Origin of the sequence: Pseudomonas sp. FJ2-5-13 (assembly GCF_029201605.1) — a bacterium.
GTDB classification, from domain to species: Bacteria; Pseudomonadota; Gammaproteobacteria; order Pseudomonadales; family Pseudomonadaceae; genus Aquipseudomonas; species Aquipseudomonas lactis.
In genome coordinates this window covers 2280842-2302638 of sequence record NZ_CP104045.1, presented here as the reverse complement: position 1 = coordinate 2302638, position 21797 = coordinate 2280842, and the positions used below count along the sequence as shown (strand labels likewise).

Here is a 21797-nt window from a genome sequence, read left to right as displayed (position 1 = left end):
ACAATACACCCATGGAAAAGGCTGAGATTGAAGGGCTGTGGACCCACATTCACTGGCTGTCGGTGCTGGAGGAACACGGCACCTACACCGCCGCCGCCGCGCGCCTGGGGGTGAGCAAGTCAGCGGTGAGCCAGCGCATTTCCGACCTGGAAAAGGCCACCGGCACGCGCCTGGTAACGCGCACCACCCGCAGCGTGCGGCTGACCGATGCGGGGCTGTCATTGACTCGGGAAGTACGCAGCGCCTACGCGCAGATCGCCCGTAGTTTTTCCTCGGTGCGCGACTCGGTCGGGGAAATACGCGGGCTGGTGCGCCTGACCGCTCCCGTGGCCTTCGCCCGGCAACAACTGGTGCCGCACCTGTCCGGCTTTTTGCAGCAGTACCCCCAGGTGCGTATCCAACTGGACGTCTCCGATGCCTTGAGCTCACTGGCCGCCGAAGGTTACGACCTGGCGGTGCGCCACGGCTTCCAGGTGCCCGAAACCCACGTGGCCTGGAAGCTGTGCGACACCACCTCAGTGCTGGTCGCCACCCATGATTACCTGCAACGCCACGGCGAACCTCGCGAGCCGGGCGACCTGTCGGCGCACAACTGCCTGTTTTACCCACGCGGCACCGACCAGCCCGCCTGGACCTTCGAGCGCGGCAGCCACCCCGTCGAGCGCCTCACCGTGCCCATCGCCGGCAGCTTCGCCACCAATAACAGCGAAGCCTTGCGCGACGCCGCACTCAACCACCTGGGCATCGCCCTGCTCCCGGACTTCAGCGCCCAGGCGGCGCTGAACGCGGGCAAAGTGGTGCAGGTATTGAAGGACTGGACACTCAAAGGCGCGTTTGCCGATGAGATCTATCTGATACGGCCCTACTCACCCCATGTGCCCAAATCGGTGAGTGCGTTGGTCAGCTACCTGAAAGACAAGCTCTCGGGTGGGTTCCGCTAGGCTCAAGGATTAAAAATCCACCGTCGCCGACAGCTGCAAGGTGCGCATCGAGCGCTGCAGCCGCGGGCAGACGCATATTCTGATTGATGGGATAGTGTGAATAGACCATGCGAAAGCATGGGTATCCACGATGCGAAGCGAGCCGCTCTTGATCTGCTTGTGATCTTGATCTCAGGCGCCCCGTTAAACCACGCTGGCCGAACGCAGGCTTGAATTCGTGGGTAACCCGGCAGGACGCCGGGTTAGCCGCCCCGCGCCATGGATGGCGCGTGGCGGCGGCCCACGGATTCAAGCCTGCGTTCGGGCACACCGAGCCCAAGCGAGGTGCCGAGTGGTGGGGCAAGAGCGTTTTGCTTACTTTTGCGCTGTTCAAAAGTGAGCCGCCGTCAGGGCGGAACCTTAAGTGGCCGTTACCTAAATAACGGATATGTACACAATCCAACTGTGTCGCCTGTCAAGCCGCCTTCGCGAGCAAGCCCGCTCCCACAGTTGGATCGTTGGGTGTCAGGTAGATAGGCGTCGGCTGTCAGGGCGTCATCGCAGGCAAGCCAGCTCCCACATTTTGAATCTTGGGGTGTCAGGTAGATAGGTGTCGACTGTCAGGCCGTCATCGCAGGCAAGCCAGCTCCCACAGAAGATCACGGCACATCAGTCAAAATCTCGGATCAGCCACTGCTTCTATCGCTCAATCCTCGCGAATACTTGCCTGATCCTCCGACTTATCGCCTACCGGGATAGATACCCCTTGCGCCGTGGTCTAGAGTCCAACCATGCGCGCGTGGCCAAGATGAAACCGGTTCTCAACCCCGCCGCCATAACCCGTCGCCCATGAGCGACACCAGGGCATGCCACCGCGCACGTCCCTGATAAGAAAAAGCACCACCAACCGATGATCAGCAGGTGAGCCCGCATGGAATTACGTATCAACCAAAAGGCCTATCAGGTCGATGCCGAAGCCGACACCCCGTTGTTGTGGGTGATCCGCGATAACCTGGGCATGACCGGCACCAAATACGGCTGCGGCCTGGCCCAGTGCGGCGCCTGTTCGGTGCTGGTGGACGGCAACGTGGTGCGCGCCTGCGTAACGCCCGTGGCCGGGGTGGTCGGTCGTGAGATCACCACCATCGAGGCCGTGGAGGCCGATGACGTGGGCAAGCGTGTCGTTGCAGCCTGGGTCGAACACCAAGTGGCGCAATGCGGCTACTGCCAGTCCGGGCAGGTGATGGCAGCCACCGCGCTGCTCAAGCACACCCCCGCGCCGACCAAGGCGCAGATCGACGCGGCGATGGTCAACCTCTGCCGTTGCGGCACCTACAACGCCATCCATGCCGCCATGGACGCCTTGGCCGCCGGGAAGGAAACCGCCTGATGAATACTAACGAGATCATTCCCGGCGTTACCTTGGGCGAACCGGTCAACCTGTCCCGCCGCCGCTTCCTGGCCAGCACCGCCGTGGGCGCGCTGGTGATCGGTTTCGGCTTGCCGCTGGGCACCTCCCGTGTGCAAGCCGCGACCGCTGCCGCGGCTGAACGCGGTACTCAAGTGCCCGCCTTCCTGGAGATTCGTCCCGACGGCAGCGTGCGCTTGCTCAGCCCCTTCATGGAAGGCGGCCAAGGCACCCACACCGCCATGGCGCAGATCGTCGGTGAAGAATTGGATGCCGACCCGGCCACGTTCATCGTCGAAGCGGCCCCGCCCGGCGAAGCCTATGTGGTGATGGAAAATGGCATGCGCATCACCGGCGGCAGTATGTCGGTGCGCATGAGCTACCCGACCATGCGCCGCCTCGGCGCCCTCGCCCGTGCGATGCTGATGCAAGCTGCCGCCGAGCAACTGCGTGTACCGCTCAGCGAGTTGACCACCCAACCCGGTCGCGTGGTGCACGCTGCTTCCGGTCGCTCCCTGGGCTACGGTGAATTGGCAGGTGCCGCCCTGGATATGCCGGTGCCCGACCCGGCCAGCATCACCCTGCGCGACCCGAGCCAGTTCCGCTGGATCGGCAAGCCGGTCAAGCGCCTGGACGCCTATGACAAATCCACCGGCAAGGCGCAGTACACCATCGACCTGAAAATCGACGGCATGCTCCACGCGGCGGTCCAACACGCGCCGCGTTTGGGCATGACCGTGGGCAGCCTGCGCAACCAGGCGCAAGTGCAAGCCATGCAAGGCGTGCACTCGGTTCACACCCTGCCCGGCGCTGTAGCCGTGGTAGCTGAACGTTGGTGGCATGCCAAGCGGGCCGTCGAAGCTATCCAGGTCGAATGGCTTGAAGCCGCGGCCGACTCCGCCGTGCGGGCGATGCCGGCGGATTTTTCCAGCGACAAGTACCGCGACTTCCTCGCCGCCCAGCAAGGTCCGGCCCGCGATGACGAGAACGAAGGCGATGTGGCCGGCGCACTGGCCAGCGCCAAGACCCGTGTCGAAGCCACCTACCACAACCAGTACCTCAACCATGCCCAGTTGGAGCCGCCTTCAGCCCTGGCACGCTTTAACCCGGACGGTACGCTGGAGGTGTGGCTGCCTAACCAGGCGCCGGATATGTTCCGTGCCGACATCGCCAAACGCACCGGCCTGAGCACTGAGCAAATCACCCTGCACTCGCCGCTGCTGGGCGGTTTTTTCGGCCGGCATTTCCTGTATGACTCCGCCAACCCTTACCCGCAGGCCATCGCCCTGGCCAAGGCGGTGGGCCGGCCGATCAAGCTGATCTGGAGCCGTGAAGAAGAGTTCGTGCGCGATGTATTGCGCCCGGTCGCCGTGGTCAAGTTCCGCGCCGCGCTGGATGACAAAGGCCTGCCTGTGGCCATCGAAGCGGTGAGCGCCACCGAAGGCCCCACCGAAGCCATCGCTGGCAAACAGGGCGACGCCATCGACCCTACCGCCCTGGAAGGCTTGTCGGGCAAGAGCTACGCGATCCCCAACAAACGCATCGCGCAGATCTACGTCAAAGGCCCGGCCATGCTCGGTTACTGGCGTTCGGTGGGCAACTCGCTCAATGACTTTTTCTACGAAGCGTTCCTGGACGAACTGGCCGACAAAGGCGGCCATGACCCCTATGAACTGCGCCTGCATCTGCTGCGCGACAACCCGCGCCTGACCACCCTGCTGCAGGCGGCCGCCGAGCTGTCTGGCGGTTGGAAGCGTGGGCCTTACACCGCCGAAGACGGCACCCGCCGTGCACGCGGCGTAGCCATGGCTTCGCCGTTTGGCTCCCATGCGGCGGTGGTGGCCGAGGTGTCGATCGAGAACGGCCAGGTCAAGGTTCATCACATCTGGCAAGCGATTGACCCGGGCAGTATCGTCAACCCGGCGATTGTGGAAGCGCAGGTCAACGGTGCCGTGGCCTTGGGCCTGTCGCAAACCCTGTTGGAGGAAGCGGTGTACGTGGATGGCAAGCCACGGGCGCGCAACTACGACCTTTATCCGGTGCTGCCGCCTTCGCGTATGGCGCAGGTCCACGTGAAGATCGTAGAGAGCGGCGAAAAGATGGGTGGCATCGGCGAACCGCCGTTGCCAGCTGTGGCCCCCGCCGTGGCGAATGCCGTGGCGCAATTGACCGGCCAACGCATCCGTAGTCTGCCTTTGAGCCGTTACACCTTCAGCTAACCGACAGGGAATGCCCATGAATAACCGCCGATTCGCAAGAACCGCAGGGTGGCTGGTGCTGCCCTGCGTGGTCGCCGCTGGCGTGCTGGCCTGGTACGTCACACGCCAGCCCGCCTCGCCTTTTGAACAACAGCAAAGCACAAGTTTCGACCCCGCCTTGGTCAGCCGCGGTGAATACGTCGCCCGCGTAAGTGACTGCGTGGCCTGCCACAGCCTGCCAGGCAAGACGCCCTTCGCCGGCGGCCTGGAAATGGCCACGCCGCTGGGAGCGATCCACGCCACCAACATCACCCCCGACCGCGAGCATGGCATCGGCACCTATAGCCTGGCCGACTTCGACCGCGCGGTACGCCACGGCGTGGCGCCGGGTGGGCGACGGCTCTACCCGGCCATGCCCTACCCGTCTTACGTCAAACTCAGCGATGACGACATCCAGGCGCTGTACGCATTTTTCATGAAAGGCGTGCAACCGGCCAATGAGCCCAACCTGCCCAGCGGCATTCCCTGGCCGCTCAACCTGCGTTGGCCCATCGCCCTGTGGAACGGTGTGTTTGCACCCACCGCGACCTACGCCGCCAAGCCCGGCCAGGACGCGCTGTGGAACCGTGGCGCGTATATCGTGCAAGGCCCTGGCCACTGCGGCAGTTGCCACACGCCACGCGGGCTAGCGTTCAACGAGAAAGCCCTGGACGAATCCGGCGCGCCATTCCTGGCCGGTGCCCTGCTCGACGGCTGGTACGCCCCCAGCCTGCGCCAGGACCACAACACCGGCCTGGGCCGCTGGAGTGAGGAACAGATCGTGCAGTTCCTCAAGACCGGTCGCAACCAGCATGCCGTGGTCTATGGCTCCATGACCGAGGCCTTCAACAACTCCACGCAGTTCATGCAGGATGATGACCTGGCCGCGATCGCTCGCTATCTGAAGTCACTGCCCGGCGACCCACAGCGTGACGGCAGCCCCTGGCAGTATCAGGCAGTCACGGCGCGCTCGGATGTCCCTGGCGCCCACACCTACGCCACCCGCTGTGCCTCCTGCCATGGCCTCGACGGCAAAGGCCAACCCGACTGGATGCCACCCCTGGCAGGCGCCACCTCGGCCCTGGCCACGGAAAATGCTTCGGCGATCAACATCACCCTCAACGGCTCGCAACGTGTGGTCACCGCCGGGATGCCGGACGCCTACCGCATGCCAGCATTTCGTGAGCAATTGTCCGACCAGGAAATCGCCGACGTGTTGAGCTACGTGCGTGGTACCTGGGGCAACCACGGCGGCGCGGTCGATGCGAAGGCCGTTAGCAAGTTGCGCGGGCATACGGACCCTGCGAGCAGTAGCCCGATTATTTTGCATATGCGCTGAGGACCAGGCGGTGCAGCGCTTGTGGCCGTTGATAGGCCCAAGGGGTGCACTGCCTCTGAGCACAGGCAGCGAAACGACTGGTATTTCCGAAATGGAGCATATAGCCAAATAGTTTTCTGCCCCACTGGCGAGCAATCGGTACCGCGACTAACCTCCCCTCAGTATCAGAAAGGAATCACCCAGCAGCCACGGAGGCTACCCCCCGCTAAATATGATCCAACTGCCCACGTTATCGAACGTTATAAATGGATTATCCAAGCTACTCGTTGTTGTAGGTCAGTGCGCGAAAACAGGCTCACTCACTTGACAGTAATCAGTAAATAGGGAGCGAGGCGACCTATTTGATTTCTGCGTCTCCCATTGCCTCTAAGCAGTGCAATTCACGCCCTTAATAAACACGTCTTATCGCCACGCAAAAGGGCGCAGGCGTGCTCATATAAAATTATTGCTTCAGCAGGAGATAACCATGAGACAAGTTCAAAAAATCACCGTCAATAACAAAGGCGGTTACGTGTTTAACTTCAAGGTCCAATGGCTCAATAGCGACGGCAAGTGGTACACGTCCCAATGGAGTAGCGGTGACTATCCGGTGGCGCAGTCTCGGACCACACCGAATCTGGAAACCATCGGCGTGCCTTCAGACGCGCTGGCCGTCACGGTGTATGGGCATGCACTGGCCGGGTCATCAGGCCAAGGCACGCCGTTTGTAGGGTTTGCCGCAAACGGCCAGATCGCGACCTACGATGCGGTAGGAACAACCCTCATCGGCTTTGCGATTAACTTGATCGAATAAATCAAGTTCTTTACCACGGGGTACCCGGCCCCCACTTTTCGTGACTTGCCGTTGGAAGTTGGCGCCGGCTTTCTTTTTTACTCTCAACTCACCTGACGTTAAAAACCACGTAACAGGACACCAACATGAAACAAGTCGAACGCATTGGTTGCCTTAACAACGGCATTTTTGTCATGAACTTTTCGATTCAGTGGCTTGACCCGGCCGGCCAATGGCATACCTGCGATTGGAACAGTGGCAACTTCGAAAATGGTGTGTACAGGGTCAGTCCTTCACTTGCATTGCTCGGCATTCCCGCGGATGCAATTGGCGTCACGCCTTATGTGTCCGCCGTCGCAGGCATCCAAAATCAAGGAGAACCTTTAGTTCAGTCGGCCAATAACGGCAGGCTGGCCGCCTATGAAGTCACGGGAACAACCTTGAATTTCAAGGTTCAGCCGCTACCGTGGAAAAACTGGGCTCAGAACATCGTCGACACCCTGGAAATCGATGGTCAATACTACTTCTCCCCATCCCATCTGGCAGCGCTTCAAGACATCGTGCGCCAGGCCGGCGCGGCAGGCGCGACAGTACGCGTATCGGGCCAACGGCACGCGCAACCGGCCTTGGTTGCCGAAGACAATCGCATCGCCCCAGCCCCCCACCGCTGGCTCATCGACCTCGCCTGTTACGCAGACTTGGGCCCGAACGGGGATGAGTCTATTGTGCTGGGCACCGCCCCACATACCATCACCGTGAACACGGGTGTGCGCGAGGATGAGTTGGATGCCTTCCTGACCGCCCATGACCTGATGCTCAAGACCGCGACCGCCGGCGGCTTCTTCAGCCTGGGGGGCATGACCGCTGTCGATGTCCACGGCGCAACCATCCGCGCACCGATTTTTGCCGAAACCGCTTCGGCGTTCACCCTCATGGGGCCGGACGGCCAGGTGCGGACCATTGACGCACAGACGCCAGCAGTCGACGGATGGTCGCCCTTGCAATTTGCACGCGTCTCCCTCGGTGCGTTGGGCGTTGTCACTTCAGTGACTCTGGATGTATTACCCCGCCCATGGGCCACCACGTTGAATGCAGGCAAAGACACCAACGTTGTCTGTGCTGACGAGCCAACCTTCATCGCCCGGTTCAAGGCGCTGCTTACGGACCATGACCGCGTCGAATCCTTTCTCAATCCCTACACCGACAATTTCCTGATCTTGTGGTGGGATGTGGTTGCTTCCCCTGCGACCCAGGTTCCCAACCTGAAGACAAGCGTACCGAATGCCTGTGCCCTGGCGGGAGAAAATGTATTCGGAGCACCCTACCTGATACCGTTTGAGCCCATCATCGAGCCGCCCCTCATCGCCGCCCAGTATGGCAATAACACGACAACGGCGAGTGCAATCATCGACGCTGGGTTCCTTACGATCGAAACGCTTTTTGATCAAGCCGCGGCGGTCTACTCAGACTTGTGGCTAACCAAGGCCTCACGCGTTATTTTCATGTCGTACTTTATCGAGCTCCCGGCTCTGGATGACGAAGGCCTCAGTAAAGCCTGGCAAGGACTCGACGCCGTAAAGGCACGGATCAAGAGTACCAGCGACTTCCTGGTGGTTGCCCCGCTGGAGTTCCGCTTCGTCCGTGGTGGGGACACAGCGTTGGCCGGGACGTACACGCAAACCCCAGACGCTACCTTCGTGAACCTGGATCTTATCGGTTACGTACCCGCTGTGGCGGCATCTGACTACCCGGATCGCCTCCTGCACTTTTTTGCGGATATTGAACGAGACTGGGTTGCCCTGGGTGGCATGCCGCACACCGGCAAAATGTTCGGTTTTTACAACCCGGCTCAACCCTCGGGAACTTACTCTGAGCCGTTCAACCCGGAATTCCTGAAGGACCTTGCACTGCGCCGCAGCGAGAGAACTGCGGCCTTCAACGCCTTTCGCAAGGCCTGTGATCCAGCGGGTCGATTCCACAACCACTTTGTCGCGACGCTGCTGGGAGACATGCCGTAGCAGGGGTGTTGTGCGCTTGCCTGTGAATTCATCGACTCGGTTTGTCTGATGTACCGAGGTGTTTGCATCGCAGGCAAGCCAGCCCCCACATTCGGGCGATGAGTAGCCTTGAGTTAAGCGTCGGCTGTTTGGAGGCTTATTTGCTCTCGTCCGCCTTGCCTTCCTGCATCTGCACTGACGACTGGGTGCCACTGTTGTTGTCTTTGGTGGCGTTATCGGCGTTTTCAAAACAGCCGTGTAGCATGAACGCGCTGCATAGACCCAGGCACATATAGAGTTTCTTCATGAGGGTTCACCTGTTGATGAGTGAGTGATGTACGCGTGACGAAAGTACGATTCGTCCGCCCATGATCTATCTGTCTGGAATAGAGGCGCTGGCGTTCAAAAAAAAGCCCCTTGGCTGACGAATGGGGGCCGCGTGTTATTCAAACGGGATCACCGAGATCTTGCCGTTGCGCTCAAGAATCGCGAAGCGGATCTGCTTGAGCTCGACAAGCCCTTGGGTGGACCGGGCCGCCTCAAGGATGTCGCCCTCGTCCAGGCGCGCATGCTTGAGGCGTTTATGCAGCACCTGGCCTTGCTCGACCAGCACGGTCGGCCCGCCATCAAGCACCCGTGCGAACCAGGCGGAACGCTGCTTGGCCAGCGAGAAACCAATGTCGATGGCAATCAGGGTGGCGATGACCAGCACGGCGTTGGTCATCGAGAAATCCTCGCCCAGCAACGCCTGTTGGGTGGCTTCGCCGATGACCATCAACAGCACCAGGTCAAAGGTGGTGAGTTCGGCCAGCGTGCGCCGGCCGGCAACCTTGAACAGCACCAGCAGCACCAGGTAAATCGCCACAGCCCGCAGTACAGAGTCCATGGTTGACCCTCGCAACAGTGAATGGGAACGACCGATTCATACGGATTAGGTGACTACCGCGCTGCTCAGGTTCATTCTTTCGACTCGCCCCGGCCACCATCTAAAAAGATGATGGTTCCAGCGCAACTGAAGCGTTGAAGTGATCGAAATTTCGGCGGAAACCCAATTGATATAGGGGCGCTTGAAGCGGGTCACACGTCTATATCGACCACGTTGAAGAAGGAAACCCCTGTCATGAACGACTCACAACGCGCCTGGGAATTGGCCATGGTGCTGATTGCCAATGGCCGGATCCCCTTTGACCCCGCCAACCCGAGCGGGTCGGTGAAGATCCTGTCCAAGCATTTGCAAGCACTGGAAGAAGCACTGCATGAACAGGCCACAGCCGTCGCCACGCATGAGCGCCTGGGCAAGAACAGCAGCCGCAGGCCCTCATTGGTGTGTGCCGACTAGGCGTCAGGCTTTGGTGCGGTTACAGCCGATCCGACTCGGCAACTGCCCCTGCCTGGTTTTCAGCGTGGCCTGCAGCGCTTGCGGCAAGGTGCTCCAGAACGTCAGCCCGGAGCGCTCTTCGATGTGATCCACGGTGACTTGGTAATCACAGAAGTCTGCGCCCTTGGGAGTTTCCTGGTTCATCACGAACGAGGCGTACAGGCCCGTTTCCGGCGAACTGCCGACCACGATGATTTTCCAGTAGCCGCTGGGGATGGTGTGCACTTTATTCGTGCCCGGCAACGAGCCGACAAAATGCTCATACAACGGGCCGGTAGCCACATACACCTGATCGACGCCTGGCTCCTTGCTGAGGTTGCGCTCCTGGTCTTCCAGGCGCGCCCACGGCCCCTGGTTGAGCTCGGCCTTTTGCGGGGTGATGTTCGACAAGTAGTTGAGCGTTTGCCAATCGGCCACCCCGGCCATCGAAGCCAGGTTGGCCTGATGCCCCCGGTCGATTTTGAGCGCGACGTTGGCGCCGTTGTAATCCACCGGGTCCAGGGTTTCCCCGGCTGGAATATCCGGGTCGGTGCGCCAGTCACGGGAGCGCCCGCTGGCCGCCGTGGCTTTGGTGATTTTGTAGGAGACCCAATTGGCAAACTTGGTCGAGCCGTTGTTGTTCAACGTGTAGGCCTGGCGGTTCAACGTCACTGGGCTGCCACCGGTGGGGCAACCAACCGCGCAGTTATCGAACGGCAAGGCTGGCGCAGGGAGGACGGCGGACTGGCGCGAGGGTGTGGTACAGGCGGCCATCAACGGGATCAACGAAAACGCCAGGTACTTGAACGATGTGCTTCCTTGCATGGTGTTACTCCTTGGAATGAATCTCTTGAAAGATCAAAATGGCCTCGGCCGGTGCGCTTCCTGCGCAAGCCGAGATGACCATTGAATCACATAAACATTTCTAAACAACGACCGCAACCAGGCCGACAAACGTACCCCCTTCGCGCCTAGCCTGCGGTGCGCTGCTGGGCATTCTGACCACTCCTCTCTGCCGCACCGCGCAACAGTGGGGTGCGAAGCAGGCAGATCAGTACATCGATATTTAAACCGGTGAGTGAACGGAGATTAAAATGCCTGACACAAAGCTGCCCCCTGCGGCCCCACACTGGCTGATCCGCCAAGCCACCCCCGACGATGTGCATGCATTGGTCGCACTGGATGCGTACGCAACCGAGCATGCCAGCCGTCGTGTGTTTATCTATGACGCCGTGGTTCGCCAGCAATGCCTGGTAGCCGCCGACGCTAACGTGTGCGCCGGCTACCTGGTGCTCACCCACGATTTTTTCAACCATGGGTTTATTGCGCTGGTGGTGGTTTCACCGCTGTACCAGCGCCAGGGCGTCGGCCTTCGTCTGCTGGCAGCGGCCGAAGCGGCCTGCAAAACGCCCAAGCTGTTCGCGTCGACCAATGCCTCCAACGGCGCGTCCCAGGCCCTGCTGACGAAAGCCGGCTTCATCCCCAGCGGGCAGATCGAAAATCTGGACGATAACGACCCTGAACGTGTGTACATCAAGTTCATTCGCTGACCTTCAGGCAATGCCTTTTGTAGGAGCGAGCTTGCTCGCGAAAAACGCCCAGGCGCCGCACTTCTTCAGGGAGCACGCGTTATCGTTGAGGTTCTTCGCGAGCAAGCTCGCTCCTACAGGAAGCAGAAAGCAGAAAGCCTTCTGCGCGGGCAGGAACCTTTTCTTGAATGGGCAATCTGTGGTTCACCCTTTTGAACCGATCGAGACCCTGCGCATGCTTGTGAAAAAAGCCGTCCTCTGCCTTGCACTGCTAAGTGCGGGCTTTATCGCAGGCTATGCGGCAAAACCCACGCCGCAGTTGCAAGTCACCGCTGGCCAATTAATGGAGTGCGGGGAACTTATGATCCCGACGCTGGGGATGTGAGTCGGTCCGCGGGATGCACGTTGAACCCATTGCGCCCCGCCGCCTTCGCGCCGTAAAGCGCTGTATCCGCAGCCTCCACCAGACCCAACACCGGCTCCAGCCGAGAGCCCATGCCCGTCGCGATACCGATACTCACACTCACGTGCCCGAAGGGGCTGCCTGGGTGTGTGATGTTCTCCTGCTGCAGACGCGAAAGAATGCGTTGCGCGACCACCGCAGCCCCTGCGCTGTCAGTCGCGGGCAGGATGATCGCCATTTCTTCTCCGCCATAGCGCGCCACTAGGTCCGACGGGCGCCGCACGCACGTTTCCAATAACGTGCTGACCGCCTGCAAGCACGCATCTCCCGCGACGTGACCAAAGGCGTCGTTAAAGCGTTTGAAATGGTCGATATCGATCATCAGCAATGCCAGCGACGTCCCTTCGCGCTGCGCCCGGCGCGCTTCCACGGCCAGCGTTTCATCAAAACAGCGGCGGTTGGCCAGGCCGGTCAGCGCGTCCTTCTTCGCCAAGAGTGCCAACTGTCGATTGGAGTCGAGCAACTGTTGCTGGGCGACACGCAACGCCTCTTCCGCCGCCGTACGCCTGCGGATATCCAGGATCAGAAACCAGCCGATCAGCCCCGTCAGCCCCAACAGCCCCGCCACCACGACCGCTGACAGCGCCGCCTCGATGCGCCACGCCGCGAGGGCTTCGTGCTTGCCCAACGCGACGGTGGTGATCAGCGGCAGGGTTTCGCTTTTGCGAAAGGCATAGAGCCGCTCTACCCCGTCCAGGCTGGAGGTATAGGCCGCAGTGCCCACCGGTTGGTCGACCAGGTACTTGGAATAAATAGGCGAGGAGGAAAAGTTGCGGCCCATGTCCTGCTCGCGAAAGGGGTAGCGCACCAGCAACGTGCCGTCGGCGTAGGACAGGCCGATGGCGCCCTCCTGGCCTACATCGAGTTTGCCGAATACCCGCAGAAAGTTTTCCACCCCCAGGGTCACAGCGACCACGCCGGCGAAGTTGCCCGCCGCGTCGTTGAAACGGCGGCTGATGGTCACCACCCATTCATGGTTGGCACGGCTCTGAATCGGCGGGCCAATAAAAGGTTCAGCGCTCGGATCGTCGCGATGGTGGATGAAATAGGCCCGATCACTGCTATTGGCGCCCTCCGGGATCGCGCGATTGGAAGACAGCAACCACCGGCCCTGATGATCATAAATGGTGATGCCGCTGAGCTGCGGCATCAGCGGCTGCTGGCGGTTGATCAGCGTACTGATTCGCTGGATTTGCACCGGGCCACTGCCTTCGGTTTCCAGGCGCTCAACCAGCCCCAGCAACAGCAACGAGCTTTGCCGCACGATGCCTTCGGTATAGGTGTTAAGGGCCTGGGTCAGGTTCAAGCCATGCACGTCCACTTCCGCCAGCGCGCGGTCACGGGAAGACAGGACTTTCCAAATCGTCAACGAAGTCAGGGAACAGCCGATCACCAACAGCAACAGCATCACAAGACGGGTATCACGCTTCACGTCAGCACCTTAAGGAAGTCCGGTTTCCATTCCAGCCATCATTCGAACGTCGGTACTCACAGGGGCAACCGGTTCCAGAGTGCCAGCATACAAGCAGTCCGTGCAGGCTGCAGCAACAGAGTGTGCGGCTGAGCGCCGGCCAGAGGAGCAAGCGGCTTTAATGACCACTATCAAGCAGCGTATTGAATGCTAAACGAACCGTTAAGAACGCCACTAATTCAATATCAATCGAGGCAGCAAAACTTATACGAAGCGGCACTATGGGGGCCTACTTGTACAAGTTTCGCCTGCCCCTATACCGTTCATCGCCCTTTTAAAAAAATTTCAAAACATCTGCGCACCTGCCCTTATCAGAAAAGATGTCCGTTGCATAAATGGGCAACTAGCGAAACGACATTTCAAAACTGGGAGTATTGTTATGACGACGAGCAATAAAAACCCTGGAGACTTTGCCAATGATCGCGAAAAAGCATCGCAGGCGGGTAAGAAAGGTGGGCAGGCCTCTGGCGGCAACTTCGCCAACGACCGCGAAAAAGCCTCGGAAGCCGGGCGTAAAGGCGGCCAGAACAGCCATGGTGGTGGACGTAAGTCCTGACGAAGCGGCCAGTACCGCTGTTCCGTTTATTAACAAAGGGCATTCATCATGCGTGCGTCAATTGATAATCAGCGCGGCGAGTTATCTCGCAGGCCGATTGTAGAAGTGCAAACTAAAGCAAGGACCGGCCTACGTTCTAATACGTCCGCGTGTTACGAACATCAGCAACTTTCTGAACAAGCCGAAGCGACGATAAGTGCATCTAAAACGCCACCCTTGTGTGAGAGGCACTTGTAACCGTGCAGCTTAACGCACGCCCTGAGTGCAAGTTTCCAGCACAATCGAAGTGAACGTTACATTCCCGACATAACGACGAGGTAACTGAACATGACTACTCAAGACAAGCAAGGCCAAATGAGCGTCAGCGAAGCCGGTAAAAAAGGCGGCGAAGCCACTTCTGCGTCCCATGACAAAGAGTTCTACCAGGAGATCGGCAGCAAAGGTGGCCAAAACAGTGGCGGGAACTTCAAGAACGATCCCGAACGCGCCGCTGAAGCCGGCAGCAAAGGCGGCCAGAACAGCGGCGGCAATTTCAAGAATGACCCCGAACGCGCCGCCGAAGCGGGCAGCAAAGGTGGCCAGAACAGTGGCGGCAATTTCGCCAACGACCGCGAAAAAGCTTCCGAAGCCGGGCGTAAAGGTGGCGAACACAGCCACGGCGGCGGGCGCAAAAGCTGATGTGCTTGATGCAGGGGAGCAATGCTCCCCTGCTTTCATTGATGAGGGACACCATGCCTTTACACATTATCAACTTCACCGCACCGGTCACCGCCTCCACGTGCAGCCAACTGATCGAAAAAGCCTCATTGGCCGTACAGCAAGGTGCCCAAGGCCTGGTACTGAATATCGCCACCATGGGCGGCGAATGCAGCTACGGCTTTACGATGTACAACTTTTTATTGTCCCTGCCGATTCCGGTGCATACCCATAACCTCGGCACCGTGGAATCCATGGGCAATATCATCTTCCTGGCCGGTGAGCGCAGGACCGCCTGCAAACACAGCAAATTCCTGTTCCACCCCTTTCATTGGCATGTGCAAGGCGCGGTTGACCACTCGCGCATGTCTGAATACGCGATGAGCCTCGACTATGACTTGCAGTTGTACGCACGCATCGTGGCCGAGCGCACAGCCGATGCCGTCGAAAAACTGGAGACCGAAAAATACCTGATCGCCGCGCCACGCATTCTCGACCCACAACAAGCGCTGACCGCCGGCTTGATCCATGGGATCGAACTTCCCGTGGTCAAGGCGGAATTCGTGAGCAGCTTCATTCATTCCTAGGGCGTATCAGGCAAAAACTGCACAAAAAGTACGCAGCAGAACGGCGAAAACCTCAACCCACGAACCGAGCGGGCGCACGCGCCCGCAACTACCCAGCTATCACCACAAGATAATGGCGATAAAACATCAACTAAGCGCTTGTTTGAATTCTTCCTTTTTAGCAGTTGAAAACGCCCACTTCTTAATTGAGAGTGGCCGTTTCATTCAGGGAGGAATCGATGTGACGCATCTACAAGCGAACCGACGTTGCCTGCATTGCAAACAACCTTACGAATCAACCTTGGATGACCCGGACTACCTGATGTCGCCAGCGTCAGACATGCTGTGCCCGGCGTGCAAGCAACAGTATGCAGCCGACATCATGAAAGAGGCGCTGCAACGCAGCGTGCAAAAATTGTGCATGTTGCAGGAGCGACGCAAAAACCAGTAGGTACTTGCCTCGCCCCCACACCCACCCGAATAAACACCCTCTAGTAAAACGTAAATTCATTCGGGTGGTGGCGGTACATAGGGTTTTGCAATAAAGGGGACACTGCCAGACGGACGCCACCTTACATTCTCAAGACCGTAGCGTTCAGCCAGCGGCTTACTGATACGCTTGATCTTTTCATTACGCGATCTAGGAATAATGCCTATACCTGCATCGCAACAGGCCCAATGCCAGGCCTCTGCATTATTCATTACCTCCGCTCTTATAATGAAAGACTTAGGCTCGTGGTGGTATTCGTATTCGATGACATATAAAGAATTTTTCATAACCTCTCCTTCTGATTTTTTGTTATTTGCTCAGAACGAAGGTTCAGAATTTTTAATGTTTGAGTGACGACAAACATGCACTTGCTGTTGCACTACCGTTCGTCGGCCTCGCATTAAAAAAATAAAACGGTTCATGCTTCTTTTGTTTCTTAATAGTGAGTCTGCTCACTCCAGGCTCTTGGTAAAAACTCCTGTCTTGCCCGCACTCCGTGCGGGCTTTTTTTGCCGCGGCGCTACACCCTGTGGCGAGGGAGCTTGCTCCCGCGAAGTAGCGACCGACAGTAACCACGATGCGAAGCGAGCCGCTCTTGATCTTGATCTGCTTTTGATCTGAAGCGCCCCGTTAAACCACGCTGGCCGAACGCAGGCTTGAATTCGTGGGTAACCCGGCAGGACGCCGGGTTAGCCGCCCCGCGCCAGGGATGGCGCGTGGCGGCGGCCCACGGATTCAAGCCTGTGTTCGGGCACACCGAGCCCAAGCGAGGTGCCGAGTGGTGGGGCAAGAGCCCTTTGGTTACTTTGGGGCTCTTTTCCAAAGTGACCCGCCGTCAGGCGGAACCCTAAGTAGCCGTAACCGCAGCAATGGATATGTACACAATCCAACTGTGTTGACTGTTAGGCCGTCATCGCAAGCAAGCCAGCTCCCACCTATGGATTGCGGGCGCCAGGTAGATAGGCGTCGGCTGTAAGGCCGCCTTCGCGAGCAAGCCCGCTCCCACATTAGAATCGCGGGGCGCCAGGTGCAGAGGCGTCGGCTGGCCGGCCGTCATCGCAGGCAAGCCAGCTCCCACCTATAGATTGCGGGCGTCAGGTAGATAGGCGTCGGCTGTAAGGCCGCCTTCGCGAGCAAGCCCGCTCCCACATTAGAATCGCGGGGCGCCAGGTGCAGGGGCGTCGGCTGGCCGGCCGTCATCGCAGGCAAGCCAGCTCCCACCTTTATATTGCGGGCGGCAAGTAGATAGGCGTCGGCTGTTAGGCCGCCTTCGCGAGCAAGCCCGCTCCCACATTTGGATCGCGGGGCGCCAGGTGCAAAGGCGTCGGCTGGCAAGCCAGCTCCCACATTTGCAGCGCGGGGCCTCAGGTAGGTCTCGACCGTCGACCGCACCCTTCAATCGTCGTCGTGCAAGTGCGCATCAGCACAGGGCAGTCGACCGGACTCCCCCCCGGCAATCCGTTCCGCCTGATCAATGCCGCGTTTGAGCGCGTCGCGCACCGTCCATTCGGAACCCGGCAATTGCTTGGTACGTTCAACCACGCATTGCCCCGTCGCGGTGTAGACGCACAGCAGCACTTCAATATCGCCATCTTCCCGCTCCCGGGCCCTGACTTCGATATGGCAGCCGTTTTCAACCTCCTGGGTAAAACATTCTTCGCCCAGTGCCTTTTCAGTCCAGGCTTCATAGGTTTTGCCACGCATGAACATAGCTCTTCTCCAAAACCGTTAGTGGGGTTGGCCATCAACTAACGACTGAACTTGTTCACCAGAATTCAGACTTTTTCCAAGGCCACCTCCATCATGCACCGATAAAAACCCTTTACCGCTTCGCCTGTTAAACCGTTCGTCAGGCGAGGAAACAAATTGTTAAACCAACCCACGGGGCTCTATTCAAAATGTTCGGGAGCGCGGCGAAATGCGCCCTGCAGAGCGGCAGCAAAGCCAATAGAACCGGACAGTAGAAGCACTTTATCTACTGACGGCAGCTTATTGCCGAATGTTTATTACCTGACGGCCCTTGGTGTTAATAAGCGCTTCGCTTAGTTAACACTTGAGCACTGATTCGGCACAGCAAAACGCAAGTTTCCAACACAGGAGCAAGGCATGAAACGAGCGATGGGTTATTGCCTAGTCACTATCACCAGCCTCTTCTTACTCACCAGTTGCAACCTGGTGGTCTTCAACCCCAAGGGGCAAGTAGCAACCGATGAGCGCGACCTGATTATTCTCGCTACGGGCCTGATGCTGCTGGTGGTCGTTCCGGTGATTGTGATGATGTTTGTCTTCGCCTACCGCTACCGCGCCACCAATAAAAAAGCCCGCTACTCCCCCCGCTGGGCCAGTTCACACAAAATCGAAGCGGTGGTATGGGGCGTTCCCCTGCTGATCATCATCGTCCTGGGGTGGGTGACCTGGGAGACCACCCACGCACTCGATCCCTATCGCCCGCTGGAATCAGACACCCCGCCGATCAATGTGCAGGTGGTCGCCACCGACTGGAAATGGCTGTTTATCTACCCTGACCTGGGCATCGCCAGCGTCAACGAGCTGGCCTTGCCGGTGCACACACCGGTGAGTTTCACCGTCACCTCCGACGCGGCCATGACCTCGTTCTTTATTCCGGCACTCGGCGGGCAGATCTACGCCATGGCCGGCATGCAGACCAAGTTGCACCTGATCGCCAACGAAACCGGTGAGTTCAGAGGGATTGCCGCCAACTACAACGGCCCCGGTTTTTCCGACATGCATTTCACCACGCTGTCCCTGAGCACTGCCGACTTTCAGACCTGGGTGACAAAGGTCAAGGGCGCGGCCACGCCTCTGGACCACAGCACTTACGCGCAATTGGCCAAGCCCACCCTCAAGCACCCCGTGACCTATTACTCGGCGGTACAGGAGCGCCTGTTCCTGGACATCGTCGACAAATACGAAGGCATGAACAAGGCCAATAAACCCCAGCGCTCGCCATTGAGCGACGCTGCACAACGCACCGATCAACACCCAAGTCTGCTGGCTGAGGAGCGGTAACCATGTTCGGAAAACTGTCGTGGGACGCGATCCCAACCACTGAACCCATTGTGATGTACACCCTGGCCGTCGTCGGCCTGATCGGGGTGGCGCTGGTGGGCGCGATCACCTGGAAACGCAAGTGGGGCTATTTGTGGCGCGAGTGGTTCACCTCGGTAGACCACAAGAAGATCGGTTGCATGTACATCATCGTCGCGCTGGTGATGCTGCTGCGCGGGTTCTCCGATGCGATCATGATGCGCACCCAGCAAGCCATGGCCGCCAGCGGCGGGCCGGGTTACCTGCCGCCGGAACATTACGACCAGATCTTCACCGCCCACGGTGTGATCATGATCTTCTTCATGGCCATGCCCTTCGTGGTCGGCTTGATGAACATCGTCGTGCCGTTGCAGATCGGCGCTCGCGATGTGGCCTATCCGTTTCTCAACGCCCTGAGTTTCTGGCTGTTCGTGGTGGGTGCGGCGCTGGTGAACATTTCGCTGGGGGTGGGTGAGTTCGCGCGCACCGGTTGGGTGGCTTATCCGCCGTTATCCGAGCTGGGGTACAGCCCCGGCGTCGGCGTGGATTACTACATCTGGTCATTGCAGATATCCGGCATCGGCACGCTGCTCACGGGGGTGAATTTCTTCGTCACCATCCTGAAGATGCGCACCGAAGGCATGACGCTGTTCAAGATGCCGGTGTTCACCTGGAACGCGCTGTGCACCTCGGTGCTGATTCTGGCGGCCTTCCCGATCCTCACCGCCACCCTGCTGATGCTGACCCTGGACCGTTACCTGGGCATGCATTTCTTCACCAACGAGGCCGGCGGCAACCCAATGATGTATGTGAACCTCATCTGGGCCTGGGGGCATCCGGAGGTGTACATCTTGATCCTGCCGGCGTTCGGGGTGTTTTCCGAGATTGCCGCCACGTTCAGCAGCAAACGGTTGTTCGGCTACGTGTCGCTGGTGTGGGCGACGATCGCGATCACCGTGTTGTCGTTCATCGTGTGGCTGCATCACTTTTTCACCATGGGCGCGGGGGGCAACGTCAACGCGTTTTTCGGCATCATGACCATGATCATCGCGGTGCCGACCGGGGTGAAAATCTTCACCTGGCTGTTCACCATGTACCGCGGCCGAGTGCGTTTTGAAACGCCCATGCTGTGGACCCTGGGCTTTATCGTGACCTTCAGCATCGGCGGCATGACCGGGGTGCTGCTGGCGGTGCCGGGGGCCGACTTCCTTTTGCACAACAGCCTGTTCCTGATCGCGCACTTTCACAACGTGATCATCGGCGGCGCGGTGTTCGGCTATATGGCCGGCCTGACGTATTGGTTCCCCAAGGCGTTCGGTTTCCGCTTGAACGACAAGCTGGGGCGCATCGCCTTCTGGTGCTGGCTGGTGGGCTTTTACTTCGCGTTCATGCCCTCCTACGTGCTGGGTTTCATGGGCATGACGCGCCGCCTCAATCATTTCGACAACCCGGAGTGGCGGCCCTGGCTGCTGCTGGAGTTGGTGGGGGTGGCAATCATCCTCTGCGGCGTGGCGGCGCAGGCGCTGCAACTGTTGGTGAGCATCCGCAACCGTCATCAATACCGCGACCTTACCGGCGACCCGTGGGACGGGCGCACCCTGGAGTGGGCCACCGCGTCTCCACCGCCGCTGTACAACTTCGCCGAGCAGCCCAAGGTCAATGACCTGGACGCGTACTGGGGCATGAAGGAGCGCGGCGTCAGCACCCTCAGCCACACCGACTATCGCAGCATCCACATGCCGCGCAATACCGCGTCGGGCCTGGTGATCAGCCTGTTTGCGCTGGTCTGCAGCTTTGCGTTGGTGTGGCACATCTGGTGGATGGCGGCGTTCGGCCTGGTGGCCTCGGTGGTGGCGTTCGTGGTGCGCAGCTACGACGAAGACACCGATTACTTCGTGCCCGCGCAGGAAGTCGCGCGCATCGAAACGGCACGTCTCAAAGACCTGGCAGAGGCTTGACCCATGTCCAATATCGTTATGGAAAAAGACATCGCTCACACCCACGAACAAGGGCATGAAGACGCCGGTTCCCTGAGCCTGTTCGGGTTCTGGATCTACCTGATGACCGACTGCATCCTGTTCGCGACCTTGTTTGCCGGCTACGCCGTGTTGCGCGACAGCGTGGCGGGCGGGCCGTCGAGCATGGATATTTTCGAACTGCCCTATGTGCTGGCCGAAACCATGCTGCTGCTGTTGAGCAGTATCACCTACGGCTACGCCATGCTCGCCATGAACCACGGCAAGCAACGCGATGTGTTGCGCTGGCTGGGGCTCACGTTCGTACTGGGCGCGGGCTTCATCGCCATGGAGATCAACGAATTTCACCACTTGATCGCAGAAGGCTACGGGCCGGACCGCAGTGCCTTCCTGACCGCCTTCTTCACCCTTGTCGGCACCCACGGCGCGCACGTGTTGACTGGGCTGATCTGGATGGCGGTGCTGATGGTCCAGGTCAAGCAACGCGGCCTGACCAGCACCAACGCCACTCGGCTCAGTTGCCTGAGCCTGTTCTGGCACTTTTTGGACGTGGTGTGGATCTGCGTCTTTACCGTGGTCTATCTGTTGGGGGTGGTGTGACATGTACAAGCAAAGCTCGCTTCACAGCAGTGCCGGTACCAGCCATGGCAGCAGTCGCTCCTACCTGGTGGGGTTCCTGGTGTCGGTCCTGCTCACCCTGGTCCCGTTCGGCCTGGTGATGTTCCCCTCACTGCCGCGCACCTTCACCGCCTGGCTGGTGGTGGCGCTGGGCGCGATACAAATCGTGGTCCACCTCAAGTTCTTCCTGCACCTGGACACGGCTGAAGAACAACGCTGGAACCTGATTGCGCTGATTTTCTCGGCGGTCATCATTCTTCTGTTGGTGGGGCTTTCGTTATGGATCATGGACAGTATTCATCACAACATGCTGGCGCACTGAAGCACACTGTGTGGGAGGGCGCTCGGGGAATG

22 protein-coding genes and 1 pseudogene are annotated in these 21797 nt (G+C 59.3%); 17 read left to right on the top strand and 6 right to left on the bottom strand.

Translation table 11 applies throughout. The annotated features are described in order from the left end of the window. The first annotated feature begins 11 nt into the window (after window positions 1-11). The 6 genes from N2A98_RS10375 (at window position 12) to N2A98_RS10350 (ending at window position 8694) form a co-directional block, all read left to right on the top strand. On the top strand, window positions 12-941 hold the full coding sequence (locus N2A98_RS10375) for a LysR family transcriptional regulator (protein WP_275623364.1): 930 nt from the start codon (window positions 12-14) through the stop codon (window positions 939-941). A 910-nt stretch (window positions 942-1851) separates the two neighbouring features. Then, window positions 1852-2310, top strand: a complete 459-nt coding sequence (locus tag N2A98_RS10370) for a (2Fe-2S)-binding protein (protein ID WP_014718046.1) — start codon at window positions 1852-1854, stop codon at window positions 2308-2310. Then, entirely contained in the window at window positions 2310-4547 is a 2238-nt protein-coding gene (locus tag N2A98_RS10365) for a molybdopterin cofactor-binding domain-containing protein (RefSeq protein ID WP_275623363.1), read from the top strand. Before N2A98_RS10370 ends, N2A98_RS10365 begins: the two co-directional genes overlap by 1 nt. Window positions 4548-4563: 16 nt before the next feature. Next, window positions 4564-5904 (top strand): cytochrome c, encoded by a 1341-nt coding sequence (locus tag N2A98_RS10360; protein WP_078802905.1) that lies wholly within the window; start codon window positions 4564-4566, stop codon window positions 5902-5904. 466 nt (window positions 5905-6370) lie between these two features. Continuing rightward, window positions 6371-6697: a hypothetical protein gene (locus N2A98_RS10355; RefSeq protein ID WP_044272568.1), complete on the top strand. Its 327-nt coding sequence runs from the start codon at window positions 6371-6373 to the stop codon at window positions 6695-6697. A gap of 125 nt (window positions 6698-6822) precedes the next feature. Beyond that, a complete protein-coding gene (locus N2A98_RS10350) occupies window positions 6823-8694 on the top strand; it encodes a D-arabinono-1,4-lactone oxidase (RefSeq protein WP_275623362.1) in 1872 nt (623 codons plus the stop codon). Between the two features lie 136 nt (window positions 8695-8830). On the opposite strand, the gene N2A98_RS10345 is transcribed toward N2A98_RS10350, so the two are convergent. Both N2A98_RS10345 and N2A98_RS10340 read right to left on the bottom strand, forming a co-directional pair. After that, window positions 8831-8980, bottom strand: coding sequence for a hypothetical protein (locus N2A98_RS10345; protein WP_275623361.1), 150 nt, complete (start codon window positions 8978-8980; stop codon window positions 8831-8833). 135 nt (window positions 8981-9115) lie between these two features. Beyond that, window positions 9116-9559, bottom strand: coding sequence for a YetF domain-containing protein (locus tag N2A98_RS10340; RefSeq protein WP_014718042.1), 444 nt, complete (start codon window positions 9557-9559; stop codon window positions 9116-9118). 234 nt (window positions 9560-9793) lie between these two features. Here N2A98_RS10340 and N2A98_RS10335 point away from each other — a divergent pair, with 234 nt between their 5' ends. Further along, window positions 9794-10012, top strand: a complete 219-nt coding sequence (locus N2A98_RS10335; protein WP_153475234.1) for a hypothetical protein — start codon at window positions 9794-9796, stop codon at window positions 10010-10012. A 3-nt stretch (window positions 10013-10015) separates the two neighbouring features. Here N2A98_RS10335 and N2A98_RS10330 read toward each other — a convergent pair whose 3' ends face one another. Further along, window positions 10016-10855, bottom strand: coding sequence for a DNA/RNA non-specific endonuclease (locus N2A98_RS10330; protein WP_153475235.1), 840 nt, complete (start codon window positions 10853-10855; stop codon window positions 10016-10018). Between the two features lie 269 nt (window positions 10856-11124). Between N2A98_RS10330 and N2A98_RS10325 the strand changes: the two genes are divergently transcribed. Together N2A98_RS10325 and N2A98_RS10320 are read left to right on the top strand one after the other, a co-directional pair. After that, a complete protein-coding gene (locus tag N2A98_RS10325) occupies window positions 11125-11580 on the top strand; it encodes a GNAT family N-acetyltransferase (protein ID WP_275623360.1) in 456 nt (151 codons plus the stop codon). Between the two features lie 31 nt (window positions 11581-11611). Beyond that, window positions 11612-11944 carry a hypothetical protein gene (locus tag N2A98_RS10320; RefSeq protein WP_044272584.1) on the top strand — a complete coding sequence of 111 codons (333 nt, stop codon included), beginning with the start codon at window positions 11612-11614 and terminating at the stop codon, window positions 11942-11944. Here N2A98_RS10320 and N2A98_RS10315 read toward each other — a convergent pair. After that, window positions 11919-13454: a sensor domain-containing diguanylate cyclase gene (locus N2A98_RS10315; protein ID WP_078467754.1), complete on the bottom strand. Its 1536-nt coding sequence runs from the start codon at window positions 13452-13454 to the stop codon at window positions 11919-11921. The two genes, N2A98_RS10320 and N2A98_RS10315, sit on opposite strands and share 26 nt — an antisense overlap. A 433-nt stretch (window positions 13455-13887) precedes the next feature. Between N2A98_RS10315 and N2A98_RS10310 the strand changes: the two are divergent. The 4 genes and pseudogenes from N2A98_RS10310 to N2A98_RS10295 form a co-directional block, all read left to right on the top strand. After that, window positions 13888-14049: pseudogene (locus tag N2A98_RS10310) on the top strand (general stress protein); the annotation flags it as partial. A gap of 327 nt (window positions 14050-14376) precedes the next feature. Next, window positions 14377-14727, top strand: a complete 351-nt coding sequence (locus N2A98_RS10305; RefSeq protein ID WP_014718036.1) for a general stress protein — start codon at window positions 14377-14379, stop codon at window positions 14725-14727. A 53-nt stretch (window positions 14728-14780) separates the two neighbouring features. Further along, the gene (locus N2A98_RS10300; RefSeq protein ID WP_034134978.1) at window positions 14781-15332 is read left to right on the top strand and encodes an ATP-dependent Clp protease proteolytic subunit; all 552 of its coding nucleotides are present in this window, start codon (window positions 14781-14783) and stop codon (window positions 15330-15332) included. 220 nt (window positions 15333-15552) lie between these two features. Continuing rightward, the gene (locus N2A98_RS10295) at window positions 15553-15762 is read left to right on the top strand and encodes a hypothetical protein (protein ID WP_275623359.1); all 210 of its coding nucleotides are present in this window, start codon (window positions 15553-15555) and stop codon (window positions 15760-15762) included. Between the two features lie 56 nt (window positions 15763-15818). On the opposite strand, the gene N2A98_RS10290 is transcribed toward N2A98_RS10295, so the two are convergent. Both N2A98_RS10290 and N2A98_RS10285 read right to left on the bottom strand, forming a co-directional pair. Further along, window positions 15819-16088: a DUF6555 family protein gene (locus N2A98_RS10290; protein ID WP_082430483.1), complete on the bottom strand. Its 270-nt coding sequence runs from the start codon at window positions 16086-16088 to the stop codon at window positions 15819-15821. A 1108-nt stretch (window positions 16089-17196) separates the two neighbouring features. Further along, a complete protein-coding gene (locus N2A98_RS10285) occupies window positions 17197-17511 on the bottom strand; it encodes a hypothetical protein (protein WP_345774697.1) in 315 nt (104 codons plus the stop codon). Window positions 17512-17919: 408 nt separating this feature from the next. Between N2A98_RS10285 and cyoA the strand changes: the two genes are divergently transcribed. The 4 genes from cyoA to cyoD are packed head-to-tail and all read left to right on the top strand — an operon-like array spanning window position 17920 to window position 21765. Then, window positions 17920-18831, top strand: a complete 912-nt coding sequence (cyoA, locus tag N2A98_RS10280; RefSeq protein ID WP_275623602.1) for a ubiquinol oxidase subunit II — start codon at window positions 17920-17922, stop codon at window positions 18829-18831. A gap of 2 nt (window positions 18832-18833) precedes the next feature. After that, a complete protein-coding gene (gene cyoB / locus N2A98_RS10275) occupies window positions 18834-20807 on the top strand; it encodes a cytochrome o ubiquinol oxidase subunit I (protein ID WP_275623357.1) in 1974 nt (657 codons plus the stop codon). Between the two features lie 3 nt (window positions 20808-20810). Beyond that, complete coding sequence (gene cyoC / locus N2A98_RS10270; RefSeq protein WP_020303216.1) at window positions 20811-21425, top strand: cytochrome o ubiquinol oxidase subunit III; 615 nt, start codon at window positions 20811-20813, stop codon at window positions 21423-21425. 1 nt (window position 21426) lies between these two features. Beyond that, complete coding sequence (gene cyoD, locus N2A98_RS10265; protein WP_044273275.1) at window positions 21427-21765, top strand: cytochrome o ubiquinol oxidase subunit IV; 339 nt, start codon at window positions 21427-21429, stop codon at window positions 21763-21765. Window positions 21766-21797 lie beyond the last annotated feature (32 nt).